This is a genomic window from Jongsikchunia kroppenstedtii DSM 45133, from assembly GCF_000380485.1.
Lineage (GTDB): Bacteria > Actinomycetota > Actinomycetes > Mycobacteriales > Mycobacteriaceae > Jongsikchunia > Jongsikchunia kroppenstedtii.
Window position 1 is genome coordinate 13,276 of record NZ_AQYG01000028.1, and the last position, 15,895, is coordinate 29,170.

Sequence of the window (15,895 nt, forward strand, 5' to 3'; positions counted from 1 at the left end):
CTGCCGCCGGCCGCCCGCCATTGTCACGGGCGACGGCGGTCAGATATGTGGCGCTATCGCCGAGGCGATGTATTCGAGGTGGTCGAGGTCGGACATGTCCAGGATCTGCAGGTAGACCCTGGTGACGCCGGCGTCGGCGTAGGTCTGCAGCTTCGCCGCGATGTCGTCCGCGGATCCGGCCAGGCCGTTTTCGCGGACCTCGTCGACGTCGCGCCCGATCTTCTCCGCGCGCTGCCGTACGACCGATGAATCGGGTCCGGCGCAGATCACCAGTGCCGACGAATGGATCATCGACTGCGGGTCGCGTCCGGCGGCCTCACATGCCGCGTCGATCCGTCCGAAGACGGCGCGAGCCTCGGCCACCGGCACGAATGGGGTGTTGAATTCGTCGGCGTAGGCGGCGGCGAGGGCCGCGCCCCGACGTTTGCCGGCCCCGCCGAGCACGATGGGCGGTCGCGGTCGCTGGACCGGTTTCGGCAGCGCCGGTGAGTCCGTGATCGTGAAATGCTCACCGGTGAAAGAGAAGGTATCGCCCGCCGGGGCGTCCCAGAGTCCGGCGACGATCTTCAGCGTTTCTTCGAATCGAGTGAATCGTTCGGCGACATCCGGAAAGGGGATGGCGTAAGAGGCGTGCTCGGTCGCGAACCAACCGGCACCGAGCCCGAGTTCCACTCGCCCGCCGGACATCTGATCCACCTGGGCGACGGAGATGGCCAGCGGTCCCGGGAACCGAAACGTCGCCGAGGTGACGAGCGTGCCCAACCGGATGGTCGACGTCTCGCGAGCGATACCGCCCAACGTGACCCAGGCGTCGGTGGGCCCGGGAAGCCCGTCGACCGAACCCATCGATTGGTAGTGGTCCGAGCGGAAGAATGCCCCGAATCCCAATTCTTCCGCAGTGCGGGCGATCGTGAGTTGGTCGTCATAGGTCGCGCCTTGTTGTGGCTCGACGAAGATCCGCAGCTCCATACAGAGCACTTTGCCAGATGTCGCCGACAGCGCTTGACGGCGGATGTGATCTGCGCTGCACGGCCACGTAGTAGATTTCTCGGGTATCGACGCAGGCGACGACGAGGAGGAACTGCTCGATGACTTCGGTCTATCAGTCCCTTCTGGGGTCAGATTTCGAACGGCTGCATCCCAATCTGCAGTGGCGGTATGGGATCGACGCCGCGCAGAACTTGTCTCAGGTCACCGACGGCATGCTCGAGTCGGTGTACGTGAATCCGATGATGACCTCGCCATTCGTCAAGTTCATGGCGCGACGTTCGGCGATGACGAACAAGTCCAGCCGGCTGGTGCCGTTCACCATGAACAACTATTTCTATGTCGACGAGCTCGGCCGCGAATGCATGGCGACGCTCCGCAACTTCAACTATTCCTCGGGGACGCAGAAGCTCAACAGTGTGCAGGTGGTCGGCGCGGAGGGGCTGGTCGACTATTTCGGCGACGGCCCGACCGTGCTGTTCCCGATCACGCTCAGGGTCACGCCGGGTGGCGCGATCACGTTCGACAGCGGTCCGATGCGTTTCTTGTTGAAGGGCCCGAAGTGGAGCCCGCGCAGCATCGCCGCGGTGCGCCTGGAGTACATCGAGAAGTGGGACGAGGAGAACAACCGGTTCCATTGCGACGGCCGGATCTCGAATGCGGTCATGGGCGAGATGTATCGGTACCGGGGCTGGTTCGCCGCCCGTGACGAGCCGTGCACCATCGATCAGGTGCCGGACGAGGCGTGGCCGTATCGACTGGTCGAGCGCGAAAACTGACCGTTCCCAGTCGGGCGTGCGGTAGCTTTTCGGCATGACTGTCAGTTCCAGCATTGAGTTCGATATTCCGGTGCCGCCTTCGGTCGTGATGGAGGTGCTGCTCGACGTCGAGTCGCTTCCCGAATGGTCCGGCCCGCACAAGAGCGCCGAGATCGTCGACGAGCATGACGACGGTTCGCCCAAGACCGTCAAGGTGAGCGTGTCGACCGCCGGAATCTCGGACGACCAGACGCTGTCGTATACCTGGACCGAGAACAGTTGCACCTGGGATCTCGTTGAGTCCAAGCAGTTGTCGGCGCAGCACGGCACCTACACGGTGACGCCGAAGGGTGACGGCTCGCATGTGGCATTCGTTCTGGACATCGATCTGAAGATCAAGCTGCCCGGCATGATCGTCAAGCGCGGCCAGAAGGTCGCGGTCGAGACGGCCAAAAAGGGCCTGACGGACGAGTGCAAGCGCCGCGTCTGAGCGGTTCGGCCACAACTCGACAGGTCTTCGACATCGTGAATCGGTCACCGCGCCGAATGCGCTTGGTGGGCACTGTTTCTGGTGGTGCCGGACGTTATCGGGCTGTTATCCGCGCTCTGTGCTCCAGCTCACGCGAGCCTGTACTCTCGTGGGGCACGCGGGCGGATCGGTCCGCGGAGAAATGAAGTACCAAAGCGTAAGGCATTGAAAATGAGCATGTTTGGTGGTCAGGGGCGTCGGGTCGGTGTGCGGTTGGTCGCCGGTTCGGCGATGGTCGCGGGAGCCGCGGCCACGGTATTGCTCGTCGGAGGGGGCACCGCGTCGGCGGCGCCCACGTCTTGCACTTCGGCCAACGGAGCGAACGTTGTGCAGGTCAACGGTCACAGCGCCTGCGGCGCCAAGACCGACGCGACCGGTCATGCGCATGCGGAGGATCGATCAGGTGCCGGCTCCGCCGTCGCCGTCGGGACGACCGGTGGAAATGCCAACTCGTACAACCTGAATGCGGGTTCGACCGCGCTGTCGTCGGCCCAGAGCGGCGGCACGGCGCAGTCGATCAGTGCGGGCGGGCTGTCGGTGGCGCAGGCGCGCCAGGGCGGAACGGCGATCGCGATCGCCGGTGACGGCACTCGCGCCTACGCGGGTCCGGACGGCGCACGCTGCGAGGGCTTCTCGCTGGCGTACGACAGCAGCACCGCGCAGCTGTGCGTGCTCGGCCTGGGCTGACTCGTCGCCATAATTGACGGACAACACTCCCGGTGCTCACCAAGAGCACCGGGAGTGTTCATTTTCAGGTCATCTCGGCGGCCTACGTTATGCCGATGACCGTCTTTGAAGGCACCGACCTGCAGGCGCCGGGAATCGCCGCCCAACTGGGCATCGACCTGTCGATCGCCGCCGGCCGCGATGTACTGCAGACCATCGTGAACCTGCAGGACACCAGCGGATTCCTGGTGCGCGACGACGATGACGACGATCCGGTGCTGGTCACGGCACATGGGCAGAACGTCGTCGATACCTGGCGCGAGGACTACCCGTACGACGAACGGATGTCCCGGGCCGACTACGAACTGCAGAAACGCCTGCTGCAGATCGAGCTGCTCAAGCTGCAAAAGTGGGGCAAGCGCAACGATCTCCGACTGGTGATCCTCTTCGAGGGGCGCGACGCGGCGGGCAAGGGCGGCACCATCAAGCGATTCATGGAGCATCTCAATCCCCGTGGTGCGCGGGTGGTGGCGCTGGCCAAGCCGTCGGAGCGGGAGTCCACGCAGTGGTACTTCCAGCGATACGTCGAACACCTGCCGGCCGCCGGTGAGATCGTGCTGTTCGACCGGTCCTGGTACAACCGCGGCGGCGTCGAGCGGGTGATGGGGTTCTGCAGCGACAAGGAGCACGAACGTTTCCTGCGGCAGGCGCCGAAGTTCGAGGAGATGCTGATCGAGGATCGGGTGCACCTGATCAAGTTCTGGTTCTCGGTGACGGCCTTGGAGCAGCGCACGCGATTCGCGATCCGGCAGGTCGACCCGGTGCGCCAGTGGAAGCTGTCGCCGATGGACCTGGCGTCGCTGGACAAGTGGGATCGGTATACCGCGGCCAAGGAAGAGATGATGGCGGCGACCGATACCGACATCGCGCCGTGGACGGTGGTCAAGAGCAACGACAAGAAGCGCGCCCGGGTGAATGCGATGCGGCATGTGCTCAGCCAGTTCGACTATGACGGCAAAGACCACGAGGTCGTCGGGGTGCCCGATCCGTTACTGGTGATGCGCGGCCGTGATCTTATTGACGATTGAGGCCGCGCCACGGCCGTGTCGGCCCCGGGTCGGTGGCGTCCGGATCACGTAGCCTGGTCGCCGTGCGTTCGATATCCGCGGCAGTCCTGATCCTGCTGGCCGTCGTGGGGATGGTGTGCGCCCTCCCGACGATGTGGGCCAAGGAGCGCCTCGTCGATTCGGATGGATTCACGTCGATGACGGCGCCGTTGGCCAAGCGCCACGATGTGCAGCGGGTTATCGCCGATGAACTGTCCACGCAGATCGCGGCCTCGGTGGGAAATGCGGTACCGGCGGCCGTCATTCATCCGCTGGCCACGAAATATGTCGAATCCGACCAGTTCCCGCAGGATTTCACCGAGGTGACGCGGCAGGAGCACGACTGGCTGTTCAACTCGCCGGGTGCCGGCACCGGCCCGGGCACGATCATGTCGGTCGATCTGACGAACATGGCCAATCGGCTGGTGCAGAACTTCGGGCTGTCGGTGCGGATTCCGGGGCGGATCACCATCCCGCTCAGCGATTCGGCACGCAGCGGCCTGGAGGCCGGGCGATACAAGAAATTAGGCGATCGCACCAAGCAGATCGCCGTCATCAGCCTGTCGGTGGTGCTGATCGCCGCGTTGGGTGCGCTGCTCGTGGCCCGACGCCGCGGGATGGTGCTGGTATCGCTGGGCGTCGGCATGATCATCGCCGGCGTGGTCAGCTGGGTCAGCGGGGCGGCGGTGAAGGGCCGCGCCGCCGACGAGGTGTCGGGGGCGGCGTCCGCGCCGAAACAGCTGGCTCAGGTGATCATCAATCATGCGCTGGCCGACCTGCAGCGTTGGGTGTACATCACGGGCGCGGTCGGCGTCGCGGTGATCGCGGTCGGGCTGCTGGTGTCGCTCACGCTCGACCGAGCGGCCAATAGCCGGTACTAGCCGGCCCGCCCGACCGCGCCGACCGTGCGCCACAGGAACTCATACGCCAGTGCCGATTTGAAGGCCGATTGCTTGTTGTCGGCGGCGCCGCCGTGGCCGCCCTCGATGTTCTCGTAGTAGTCGACTGTCGATACCCCCGGCTCGCGATGATCGTGTCGCTGACCCGAGTCCTCCAGGCGGGCTACGAATTTGCGGGCGTGCCCAGGGTGAACGCGGTCGTCGCGGGTTGAGGTGGTCATCAGCAGCGGCGGACGCGGATGGTCGGGCTGCGCGGGTGTGATGCGCTGATAGGGGGAGTAGGTGCTGATGAACTCCCACTGATCGGGGTCGTCGGGGTCGCCGTATTCGGCCATCCAGGATGCGCCGGCGAGCAGGCGGTGATAGCGCCGCATGTCCAGCAGCGGCACCTGGCAGACCAGCGCGCCGAACAGCTCGGGGTAGCTGGTGTACATCACGCCCATCAGCAGGCCGCCATTCGAACCGCCTTGGGCGGCAAGCTGTTCGGGGGTGGTGAGGCCGTCGGCGACCAGCGCCCGCGCGACCGCGGCGAAATCTTCGTACACCAGATGCCGGCCGGCGAGTTGGGTCTGGGTGTGCCAGTCGGGGCCGTACTCGCCGCCGCCGCGAATGTTGGCGACGACGTAGATGCCGCCGCGGCTGATCCAGCTGCGTCCGGCGATCGCGGAGTAGTCAGGGGTGAGGGACACCTCGAAACCGCCGTAGCCGTAGAGCAGCGTCGGCCCGGCAGCCACGTCGTCGCGTTTGACGACGAAGTAGGGGATTCGGGTGCCGTCCGCGGACGTGGCGAAATGCTGTGTGGCGGTGACATTCGTGGCGTCGAAGAAGGACGGCAATGACTTCAACGGCCGCACACCGGTCGCGGTGTCTCCGTAGTACAGGCTGGTCGGTTGTGTGTATCCGCTTGCGGTCAGGAACAATTCGTCGCTGAACTCCGAGTCGGTGCCGATGACGGACACCGTCGACAGCTCGGGCAGTCCCGCCACCGGATGCGGCGACCAGTCGTCGAGGCGCAGCAGCGTGAGTTCGGTGCGGACGTCCCGCAGCGTCACCAGGACGAGATGGCTGCGGGTGAAGGAGAACGACTCGAGGCTGGTGTGCGCGTCCGGCGTGAACAGCACTGTGCCGGTGCGGTCGCCGGTGAGGAAGGACGAGTAGTCGAAGACGGCCAGAGTTCCCGCGTCATAGGCGGATTCGCCGGCGTCCCAGGCCGACTTGGTGAGCACGTACAGCCGGTCATGATGCACGATCGACAGGCTGTCGGTAGGCACGTCGATGCGGACCTGCTCCACGCCGTTCGGGCCGTAGCGCAGCTCATACGACTCCGCGTTGTAGAAATCTGTTGCGCGGTCGAGGAAATGGCGTTCGAACCCCGGGGTGTCGTCGTAGCTGACCGACACCGACACATCGTCGACGGACCCGGCGAACACCGTCTCGGCGTCGGCCAGCGCGGTGCCGCGGCGCCAGCGTTTGGCCACGCGCGGGTACCCGGAGTCGGTGACGGTGGGGATGCCGTCGGCGTCGGGTCCGAAATCGCTGCCGACGTAGATCGTGTCGCGGTCGATCCAGTCCACGCCGGACTTGTTCTCCGGCAATACGAACCCCTCGGGTGCCGGCACCCACGACCAGGTCTCCAGGTCGAACTCCCGGACCACCGCGGCGTCGGCGCCGCCGCGGGACAACGAGATCAGGGCCCGGCGGCAGACCGGTCGGCCGGGACCCGGACGCTCGCGCAAAGTTTGGGCGCTCTTCCAGACCCAGTTCTCGTCCTCGTCCGCGGCGACCCGGTCCAGATCGATCAGGACGTCCCACTCGGGGGCGTCGGTCGCGTAGGACTCGGGCGTGGTGCGCCGCCACAGCCCGCGCGGGTGTTCGGCGTCGCGCCAGAAGTTGTAGAGATATTCGCCGCGGCGGCGCGGATAGGGGATCCGGGCGTCGGTGTCGAGGACCTCCAGCGCGCCGGCGTTGAGCTCGTCGAACCGGTCGCCGGTGGCCAGCCGCTGCAGCGTCAGTTGATTGTGCGCGCGGACCCAGTCGAGGGCCTCGTCCCCGGTGACGTCCTCGAGCCAGAGGTATGGATCGTCGGGCGTCTGCTGTTCGCCTGGGGTCTGCTGGGCGCCTGGGGTCTGCTGCACGTCGGTCACCGCACCAGTCTGTCACCGTGCTCCTACGCTGTTGGTGACCGCTGTCACGCGGAGAAGGAGACGCGATGGACGCATTCGCCGCTGGCCCCGCCGCCGGAACCATCCTGATCACCGGCGGCACCGGCAGCCTCGGTTATCGCGCCGCCGAAGCCGTTCTCGAATCGGCCCCGGACGCACAGGTGGTCATCACCGGTCGCGGGGCGGACCGCGCGGCGGCGGCCGCGCGCCGGCTCGGGGATCGGGCCATCGGCATGCCGCTGGACCTGTCATCGCTGGACGATGTGCGCCGGTTCGCCGGGGAGTTCATGGCGCGGGAGGAGCTGCCGCCGCTGCGGGCGGTCGTCTGCAACGCCGGTGTGCAGATCGTGTCCGGCACCGCGCTGACGGTCGACGGATTCGAGGAGACCTTCGCCGTCAACCACCTCGCGCATCTCCTGCTGGTGCGCGAGCTGCTCCCGGCGGTGGCCGACGCGGGCCGAATCGTCTTCGTCGCCAGCGACACTCACGATCCGACCAAGCCGACCGGCATGCCGGACCCGGCCTACACCACGGCCCGCGACCTCGCCCATCCCGTCGACGACGGCACGTCGAGCCCCGGTGCGGTCGGGCGGCATCGGTACACCACGTCCAAGCTGTGCAATGTGCTCGCCACATATGAGCTTGCGCGGCAGCTCGATTCGGCATCCGACGGGCGGCGCATCACTGTCAACGCCTTCGATCCCGGGCTGATGCCGGGCACCGGGCTGGGCCGCGACTACCCGGGAGTGCAGGGTCTGGCGTGGCGATATCTGATGCCGGCCCTGACGGTCGTGCCGGGTATCAACGTGCACACCCCGCGCCAATCGGGGCGGGCGCTCGCCCGTCTGGTCGTCGATCCCGACTTGGCCGTGGTCACCGGGAAATACTTCTCCGGTCGCCGGCAGATCCGGTCGTCGGCCGACTCCTACGACATCGCCAAGGCCCAGGACCTGTGGACCACCAGCATCGAGCTCATCGAGGGCCGCGACCGCAGCGGTGGCTCAGCCGGCGGCGCGTAGTCCGAATGGCGCCGGCGGCCCGATGCGGCCACGTCGCGCGAGCCGGAACGGCATGTCGAGCAGCAGGAGCATGACCGCGGCCACGCCCGCGGCGCTGACGATGTACCACGGCCACGGTCCGAGGACCGACAGCAACGACGACTTGCCGGGCAGGGCCCGCAGGAACATGTAGTTGGAGCCGGTCAGCCAATCGAACGCGCCGACGAACACGGTGTAGCCCAGGCTGATGACGAATACCCGGGGCGCCGCATTCGGCCGGGGTGTTCGGTGCTGCCCGACAACCAGGAACACAGCGGCGAAGACGATCCCGATATGCCCGATGACGAACAGGAAGAACTCCAGTTGGGGGAACTCCGCATAGAGATCGGGTGTGGCCACGGCCTGCAGGGTCCCGGTGAGACCCCAGAAGTAGGTCAACTCGGCGCCGAGCTGCCAGTCGCGGAACCAGCACGCGCCGATGGCGACGATGCCCGCCACGCTGCACAGGGCCAAGGGGAGCGATGTCTTCACGGACCAGTCGCCGCGGGCGATCGGCTTGGCCAGCTCGAACACCGCGTCGGTGGCCAGCACGACGGCGATGGCTCGACCAGCCCAGGTCACCCAGGGCCCCGGCCGTCGGCGCGCGGCGATGCACAGGCCGGCGCATGCGAGCGCGCCCGCCGCGACGAACATCCAGTACGGCGACACCGTCACGCTTCCATCTTCCGCCGGTAGCGCGCCGATGTCGATTTCCGGTCTCGTCGATCGTCATGGCTGTGCACACTGAAAACACAACGAGAACCGGAGAATCCGATGCGCTACGTGCTCACCATCAACAACGCCGAGCCCGCCGAGGGCGAGATCCCCGCCGACGCGATCGCCCAGATGGAGCAGGCCTTCGACGTCTATGCCAAGGCGCTGGCGTCGGCCGGCGTCTTCGTCGCCGCCGAGATCCTGCAGCCGGTGGCGGCGACCACCACCGTGACCCGCCGCGACGGCGAGTTGCGCGTGCAGGACGGTCCGTTCGCCGACACCAAGGAGGTGCTCGCGGGCGTCTTCGTCATCGACGTGCCGGATCTGGATGCCGCGCTGGCCTGGGCGGAGAAGTGCCCGGCCACCCAGTACGCGGTGATCGAGGTGCGCGCCTCGGCGATCACCGCGATCGACGGCGTATGGCAGTAGCCGCCGACCAGGCCGCGAGCGCAGTCGCCCGGACGTCGTACGGGCGACTGCTCTCGTTGCTCGCGGCCGCATCGAATGACATTGCCGCCGCCGAGGATTCGCTGGCGGATGCGTTCGAACGGGCGCTGCGCCGCTGGCCGGTCGACGGGGTGCCGGACAGTCCGGACGCGTGGCTGCTGACCGTCGCCCGCAACCGGCAGCGCGATCGATGGCGGGCCGCGTCATCGCGGGATGTGGAGCTGGACAACGATATCCACGGCGGCAGCCATCTCGACGACATCGATCCGGATGCCATCGGTGATCGTCGGCTCGAGCTGCTCCTCGTCTGCGCGCACCCGGCCATCAGCCCGGCGGCGCATACGCCGTTGATGCTGAACACCGTGCTGGGCTTCACCGCCACGCAGATCGGCACGGCGTTCGCGGTTCCGCCGACCACGATGGCGGCGCGACTGACGCGGGCGAAGAAGCGGATCAAGGCGGCGCACATCCCCTTTCGCATACCCGATCGCGAGGCGCTGCCCGGTCGGATGCAGGCGGTGACCGAGGCGATCTACGGCGCCTACGCGATCGACTGGAATGTCGGGGAACTCGGTGCCGAGGCGCTGCAACTCGCCGAGCTCCTGGCCGAACTCGCGCCCGATGGTGACAACGCGGACAGGGCCGAGGCGCACGGACTGGCCGCGCTCATCAGCCTGTCGTCGGCGCGGCTGGCGGCCCGCGATCCGCAGCGATACGTCCCGCTGACACAACAGGATCCGCAGGCCTGGGATGCGGATCTGATCGAGAACGGCCGCCGACATCTGGCCGCGGCCCATCGCCTCGGGATGGTCGGGCGGTTTCAGCTGGAAGCCGCGATCAGCGCGGTGCATTGCGCGCGGCGGGATACCGGCGTCACCGACTGGACCACGCTGCGATCGCTGTACACGACGTTGCGCGAAGTGGCGCCGACACTCGGCGGGCAGGTCGCGCTGGCGGCCGTCGTCGCCGAGATCGATGGTCCCGAGGCGGGTGTGGCGATCCTCGACCGGATCGGCGAGTCCGCGCGGCGATTCCAGCCGTGGTGGGCGGCGCGTGCGCTGCTGCTGGCACGGGCCGGAAGCGACGCCACCGCGGCGTACGACAAGGCGATCTCGTTGACCACCGATCCCGCCGAGCGCCGATATCTCGCGGAGCAACGCGCCCGCGTTTGAAGCCGCGGCCCGGGTTCACACGGCGGCCTCGGCGCCAAACGGTGGCCGCGTCAGGCGCTGGCCCTGGCCTCCAGCGGGTCGGGGATCTCGCCGGTACGGATCGGGCATCGGGTACCGCTGTAGATGGTCGGCATGCACTCGTTGCAGTGCACGCATTTCGACTCCGTGGTGGGGTCGGCCTGGATCAGCAGCGGCAGATTCGGTTCGCGCAGCAGGGCCCGGCCCATCGCGACGAACTGGAAGCCCTCGTCGAGCGCCATGTCCATCCCGGCTTCGTCGGTGATGCCGCCGAGCAGGATCAGTGGCATCGACACGGCATGACGCAGTTGCCTGGCCAGCGGCAGCAGGTACCCGGGGTGGTACTTGTAATGCTTGAGGAAGATCGGCGCGAAGATCCGCATGCCGAACTTCATGATCCCGTGCATCGAGGCCGCGAACGACCTGCGCGGCGGCTTCCCGTGGAACAGGTACATCGGGTTGAGCAGCGAACTGCCGGCGGTGGGTTCGATCGCATCCAGATGGCCGTCGGACTCGAGCATGCGCGCGACGTCGCAGGCCTCGTCGACCTGAAAGCCGAAGCGGGAGCCGTCGTACATGTTGAGCTTGGCCCAGATGGCCACGTCGGGTCCGACCTCGTTGCGCACGGCGGCGACGATCTCGCGTGCCAGGCGGGCGCGGTTCTCCAGCGAGCCGCCGTACTCGTCCTTGCGGTGGTTCAGCAGCGGGCTGAGGAAACTGCTCGGCAGGTAGTTGTGGCCGAGGTGGATCTCCAGCGCGTCGAAACCGCAGTCGACCGCGAGCCGGGCACCGTTTCGGTAGTTGACCAGCAGGTCGCGGATGTCGTCATGGGTCATCTTCTTCGTCAGCGACCCGCCCATCGGCGCCGGAATGCGGCCCGGCCCAAGCGCTTTGGCCTTGTTCGAGACGGAGTTGGCGACCGGACCGGCATGGCCGAGCTGGGCCGCGGCGAGGGCGCCCTCGCCATGGATCGCGTCGGTCAGCCTGCGCAGCCCCTCGGCCGCCTCGGGCCGCAACCAGATCGCGCCGCGGTCGGTGCGTCCCTCGGGTGCCACGGCGCAGTACGCCACGGTGCAGATGCCGACGCCGCCGGCGGCGATCTCGCGATGGAAGTCGATGAGTTCGTCGGTCACCAGACCCCTGGGAGTCATCCCTTCGAAGGTGGCGGCCTTGATCAAACGATTACGGACGGTGAGGGGGCCGAGCGGGCTGGGCTCGAACGGAGAAACTGACATGAATTCTAGTTTTGCATATCTGGCGAGATTTTGGCATGGAAATCTCCCGCTGGATGGTCATGGTGGGGTCGCCGATCGAGACGGCCGTCACGCGGCGCAGTAGGGTGGCGGTCGTGGCTGAACACTTTGACACAGTTGTCCTTGGCGCAGGTCCAGGAGGTTACGTCGCCGCGATCCGGTCGGCGCAACTCGGACTCAAAACCGCCGTAATCGAAGAGAAGTATTGGGGCGGGATCTGCCTGAACGTGGGCTGTATCCCGTCGAAAGCGTTGCTGCGCAACGCCGAGCTGGCGCATATCTTCAATCACCAGGCCGACACCTTCGGGATGTCCGGTGAGGTGAGCTTCGACTTCGGCGCGGCATTCGACCGCAGTCGGAAGGTGTCCGAAGGCATCGTCAAGGGTGTTCACTTCTTGATGAAGAAGAACAAGATCACCGAGATCGACGGCCACGGCGTCTTCACCGATGCCAAGACGATTCAGGTCGGCGATCGGCTGATCACCGCCGACAACGTCATCATCAACACCGGCTCCGTCGTGAAGCTGCTGCCCGGCGTCTCGCTGTCGGACAACGTCGTCACCTTCGAGACGCAGATCCTGACCCGCGAGCTGCCGAAGTCGATCGTCATCGTCGGCGCCGGCGCCATCGGCATGGAGTTCGGCTACGTCCTGGCCAACTACGGCGTGGACGTGACGATCGTGGAGTTCCTCGACCGCGTGCTGCCGGCCGAGGACGCGGATTCGTCGAAGGAGATCGCGAAGGCCTACAAGAAGCTCGGCGTCGAGATCCTGACGTCGACCAAGGTCGAGACCATCGACGATCAGGGCAGCCAGGTCGTGGTGAGCTACACCGATGCCAAGGGCAACGCCGGTTCCAAGACCGTCGACAAGGTGCTCATGTCGGTCGGCTTCGCGCCACGGGTCGAGGGTTACGGCCTGGAGAAGACCGGTGTCGAGCTGACCGATCGCGGCGCGATCGCCATCGACGACCACATGCGCACCAACGTGCCCGGCGTGTACGCGATCGGCGACGTCACCGCCAAGCTGCAGCTGGCCCACGTCGCCGAGGCGCAGGCCGTGGTCGCGGCCGAGACCATCGCCGGTGCCGAGACCATGACGCTCGGCGACTACCGGATGATGCCGCGGGCGACGTTCTGCCAGCCGCAGGTCGCGTCGTTCGGCCTGACCGAGGCGCAGGCGCGGGACGAGGGCTACAACGTCACCGTGTCCAAGTTCCCGTTCTCGGCCAACGGCAAGGCGCAGGGCCTGGGCGAGACGGCGGGCTTCGCCAAGCTGATCACCAACGCCGACACCGACGAGCTGCTCGGCGGACATCTGGTGGGCGACAACGTCTCCGAGATGCTCCCGGAGATGACGCTGGCCGCGAAGTGGGACCTGACCGCGAAGGAACTGGCCCGCAACGTGCACACCCACCCGACCATGTCCGAGGCGCTGCAGGAGGTCTTCCACGGCGCGATCGGTCACATGATCAACCTGTAGATCGCTCGATCCAGACGACCGGCCGGTACCCGATGGGTGCCGGCCGGTCAGCGTACGTGAGTGTCCCGTCGCGGATACTTGGGGCGTGGCTGCGGAACCGATCCGGCGTGAATGGGTCCCGCCATGGCCGCTGGATGTTGCCGCGACCCTCGGGATCCATCGGCGCGGCGGCGGCGACCCGGCGTATCACGTCACCCGGGGCGGCACGATCGCCGTGGGGAGCTGCACCCCCGATGGCGCCGCCGTGCTGGCCATCTCGCGCGAGGACAAGACCGTGCTCGGCAGGGCCTGGGGCGATGGCGCGCACTGGCTGCTCGACCGGCTGCCGACGCTGCTCGGCGCCGACGATGATCCGGCCGCGCTGGTGCCGCATCACGACGTCGTCGCACGGCTGATCAAGGCGAAGCCCGGACTGCGGATCGGGCGGACGGACCGTGTTTTCGAGGCGCTCGTGCCGGCGGTGCTCGAACAGAAGGTGCCCGGTGCGGAGGCGTGGCGGTCATGGCGCTATCTGATCCGGCACCACGGCATCGCAGTGGCGGGCGTCGATGCCGTGAAATCGCCACCATCTCAACAGGACTGGGCCGCCATCCCGAGCTGGGAGTGGCATCGCGCGGGTGCCGAGCCGGTGCGGATGCGCACCGTCAAGGCCGCCGCGGCGTTCGACGTCGAGAGCCGGGTCGATCAGCTGCGCTCGATTCGCGGCATCGGGCCCTGGACCGAGGCGCATGTCCGGGTCCGGGCGCTCGGTGATCCGGATGCGGTTCCGGTCGGCGACTATCACACGCCGGGCATGGTCGGCGGCGTGCTCGCGCACCGGAAGGTGGACAACGACGGCATGCTGGAATTGCTGGAACCCTATGCGGGCCAGCGGTATCGGGCGATCCGGCTGATGGAGCTGGGAGTACCTTCGCCGCCGCGGCGAGGTCATCGCATGTCAGTCCGGGACTGTCGAGCCTTCTGAGTTTCCATCAATCAACAGTCAGACTCTAATACCGACTGTTGGTTCCGTGGCTATGGAAGGTACCGGCCTGACGATCAGGACAGTCGGCAAACGCCGGATCGCGTGAGCGGTGCCCGACCCGTTCAGTACGTGGTGAGCAACGGTGACATCGACGTCGCATGCTACGTGTAAGGCAATCTCGCAGGGCCCACGCTACTGCTGGTTCACGGTTGGCCAGGACTCGCGCCACCCGTGGGGGCGGTGTAGACAATTCCCTCAAGGATCGATTCCGACTGGTCGCGGTCGGCAGCCAGGGGGGGGGGGCTGGCTACGATAAATCCTAAATCCTACAAAGAGTTTCAGCCTGCCGAGCAGGCGTGGGCTATATGGCGGTCGCCGATGCGATCAGCCCGGACGATCCGGTGCACATTCTCGGACGCGGTTGGTGGAGTGTCGCCGCGTGGGAGGCGATGTGCGATCCGCATTTCGCGTGTTCACCTCGGTATCGGGGCCCCGCGCCGGCCATTTGAGTCATCCTGTCCGTCAGCGATTCTCGCGGCACGCGCTACGAACACTCGCGCCGGCGTGCGGTCAGGCGGCGGCGCTGCTGCTGTACATGCTGGGATCGATGACACTTGCTATTCCCAACGCATTGCCGAAGCTCACCACGACCGATAAAACATTGGCGGCCAGGGATTCCGGAGGCGGAGGACATCTCGCTCGAACAGATATGCATCTCGGCCCGTCATTCCGCAGAACCGAATCGCCGACCTTGCGGTACAGGCGATCGCCGGGAGGCGTGACCCGCGGCCCGGCAGTCCGGCTGCGTGTTCGAGCCCAAGTGTAATCGCCAGACCTGGTTGCGAGTGCTCGACGGCGGGCGTTGATTGCCGTTCTTCGCACCCGCAGCCGCCGTACTCGTCGACTCGGTGACCGGCTTGCCGAGACAGCGCGCATGCCGCACTGTTCCTCGATGGACCGTCAGTACAGGCGTTTCGAACATGAACTCATCGCTATCGCCTACTGGTAGTATCGACGCTGGTGGCTGGTCGCTGGCAGCAGTGTGTGGCCGAAGATAGTTGTAATGGAATATTCCACACTTTGATCGCGTCGGATCGCTGGGTCTCGCTGATCCAGACACGGGCGTAGAGCAGTTCTTCGCTGATGACCCGGTTGTAGCGCTCCACTTTCCCGTTATGACGCGGCGTGTACGGAGCGATCCGCTGATGTTGACCGGCACCGCAGAGGGCGGTGAAATCGGCAGCGCGATAACAGGAACCGTTGTCGGTGACGATCCTCTCCAGGTAGGTAATGCCGTGCACGGCGAAAAATGTTCGCGCACGGGCCTGAATCCCAGTGCGGTCACGCACTTTTCATCCGGTAGTGCTTCGGTGTAGGCCAGATGCGAGTACCCATCGACCGCCGAGTGCAGGTGTACCCGGCTCGGGCACCACGGGCTTTCGCCCGGGCAGCGGCCTTGGCCTGCACCGAGCCCTTGCCATGAACCCGCCAGCCACCGCCATCGGGGATCCGGCCGACCTTCTTGATATCGACATGCACCATATGGCCCGGGACGGGATCTTCTGCGGTGTCCGGTTGTTGCCGCCGGCCGGGTTGATGAACCGGCGGCGGTTCACACCGAGGACGGCCAGGATCCGGGTGACGGTGCGGACACTGATCACCGTGCCAGAGTTGTTCAGTTCCAGGCAGATGCGGCGGGCGG

At 66.5% G+C, this 15,895-nt stretch carries 14 protein-coding genes and 1 pseudogene; 10 read left to right on the forward strand and 5 right to left on the reverse strand.

Going from position 1 to position 15,895, the window contains the following annotated elements; all coding sequences use genetic code 11:
- Window positions 1-39: 39 nt before the first annotated feature.
- Complete coding sequence (locus G341_RS0101075) at window positions 40-969, reverse strand: LLM class F420-dependent oxidoreductase (protein WP_018177252.1); 930 nt, start codon at window positions 967-969, stop codon at window positions 40-42.
- A 119-nt stretch (window positions 970-1,088) separates the two neighbouring features.
- Between G341_RS0101075 and G341_RS0101080 the strand changes: the two genes are divergently transcribed.
- The 5 genes from G341_RS0101080 (at window position 1,089) to G341_RS20605 (ending at window position 4,927) form a co-directional block, all read left to right on the forward strand.
- Window positions 1,089-1,766 carry a DUF4166 domain-containing protein gene (locus tag G341_RS0101080; protein WP_018177253.1) on the forward strand — a complete coding sequence of 226 codons (678 nt, stop codon included), beginning with the start codon at window positions 1,089-1,091 and terminating at the stop codon, window positions 1,764-1,766.
- Between the two features lie 34 nt (window positions 1,767-1,800).
- Window positions 1,801-2,235, forward strand: a complete 435-nt coding sequence (locus G341_RS0101085; RefSeq protein WP_018177254.1) for an SRPBCC family protein — start codon at window positions 1,801-1,803, stop codon at window positions 2,233-2,235.
- A gap of 210 nt (window positions 2,236-2,445) precedes the next feature.
- The gene (locus G341_RS20600; protein WP_245556880.1) at window positions 2,446-2,961 is read left to right on the forward strand and encodes a DUF6764 family protein; all 516 of its coding nucleotides are present in this window, start codon (window positions 2,446-2,448) and stop codon (window positions 2,959-2,961) included.
- Between the two features lie 89 nt (window positions 2,962-3,050).
- Window positions 3,051-4,028: a polyphosphate kinase 2 gene (gene ppk2, locus G341_RS0101095; protein WP_425402055.1), complete on the forward strand. Its 978-nt coding sequence runs from the start codon at window positions 3,051-3,053 to the stop codon at window positions 4,026-4,028.
- Between the two features lie 62 nt (window positions 4,029-4,090).
- Window positions 4,091-4,927 (forward strand): Trp biosynthesis-associated membrane protein, encoded by an 837-nt coding sequence (locus G341_RS20605; RefSeq protein ID WP_018177257.1) that lies wholly within the window; start codon window positions 4,091-4,093, stop codon window positions 4,925-4,927.
- Here the strand turns inward: G341_RS20605 and G341_RS0101105 are convergent.
- Entirely contained in the window at window positions 4,924-7,089 is a 2,166-nt protein-coding gene (locus G341_RS0101105) for a prolyl oligopeptidase family serine peptidase (protein WP_018177258.1), read from the reverse strand. The genes G341_RS20605 and G341_RS0101105 overlap by 4 nt on opposite strands.
- Window positions 7,090-7,154: 65 nt before the next feature.
- Between G341_RS0101105 and G341_RS20610 the strand changes: the two genes are divergently transcribed.
- Window positions 7,155-8,126: an SDR family NAD(P)-dependent oxidoreductase gene (locus G341_RS20610; RefSeq protein ID WP_018177259.1), complete on the forward strand. Its 972-nt coding sequence runs from the start codon at window positions 7,155-7,157 to the stop codon at window positions 8,124-8,126.
- Here G341_RS20610 and G341_RS0101115 read toward each other — a convergent pair.
- Window positions 8,109-8,819: a YwaF family protein gene (locus G341_RS0101115; RefSeq protein WP_018177260.1), complete on the reverse strand. Its 711-nt coding sequence runs from the start codon at window positions 8,817-8,819 to the stop codon at window positions 8,109-8,111. The genes G341_RS20610 and G341_RS0101115 overlap by 18 nt on opposite strands.
- 99 nt (window positions 8,820-8,918) lie before the next feature.
- On the opposite strand from G341_RS0101115, the gene G341_RS0101120 reads away from it, so the two are divergent.
- Together G341_RS0101120 and G341_RS0101125 are read left to right on the forward strand one after the other, a co-directional pair.
- Entirely contained in the window at window positions 8,919-9,287 is a 369-nt protein-coding gene (locus G341_RS0101120) for a YciI family protein (RefSeq protein WP_018177261.1), read from the forward strand.
- Window positions 9,278-10,477: an RNA polymerase sigma factor gene (locus G341_RS0101125; protein ID WP_018177262.1), complete on the forward strand. Its 1,200-nt coding sequence runs from the start codon at window positions 9,278-9,280 to the stop codon at window positions 10,475-10,477. Before G341_RS0101120 ends, G341_RS0101125 begins: the two co-directional genes overlap by 10 nt.
- Window positions 10,478-10,527: 50 nt before the next feature.
- Here G341_RS0101125 and G341_RS0101130 read toward each other — a convergent pair whose 3' ends face one another.
- The gene (locus tag G341_RS0101130; RefSeq protein WP_026303099.1) at window positions 10,528-11,730 is read right to left on the reverse strand and encodes an NADH:flavin oxidoreductase; all 1,203 of its coding nucleotides are present in this window, start codon (window positions 11,728-11,730) and stop codon (window positions 10,528-10,530) included.
- 113 nt (window positions 11,731-11,843) lie between these two features.
- Here G341_RS0101130 and lpdA point away from each other — a divergent pair, with 113 nt between their 5' ends.
- Both lpdA and G341_RS0101140 read left to right on the forward strand, forming a co-directional pair.
- Window positions 11,844-13,229 carry a dihydrolipoyl dehydrogenase gene (gene lpdA, locus G341_RS0101135; RefSeq protein ID WP_026303100.1) on the forward strand — a complete coding sequence of 462 codons (1,386 nt, stop codon included), beginning with the start codon at window positions 11,844-11,846 and terminating at the stop codon, window positions 13,227-13,229.
- Between the two features lie 130 nt (window positions 13,230-13,359).
- Window positions 13,360-14,193: a DNA-3-methyladenine glycosylase family protein gene (locus G341_RS0101140; RefSeq protein WP_026303101.1), complete on the forward strand. Its 834-nt coding sequence runs from the start codon at window positions 13,360-13,362 to the stop codon at window positions 14,191-14,193.
- A gap of 1,012 nt (window positions 14,194-15,205) precedes the next feature.
- Here the strand turns inward: G341_RS0101140 and G341_RS23355 are convergent.
- A pseudogene (locus G341_RS23355) lies at window positions 15,206-15,895 on the reverse strand (integrase core domain-containing protein); the annotation flags it as partial.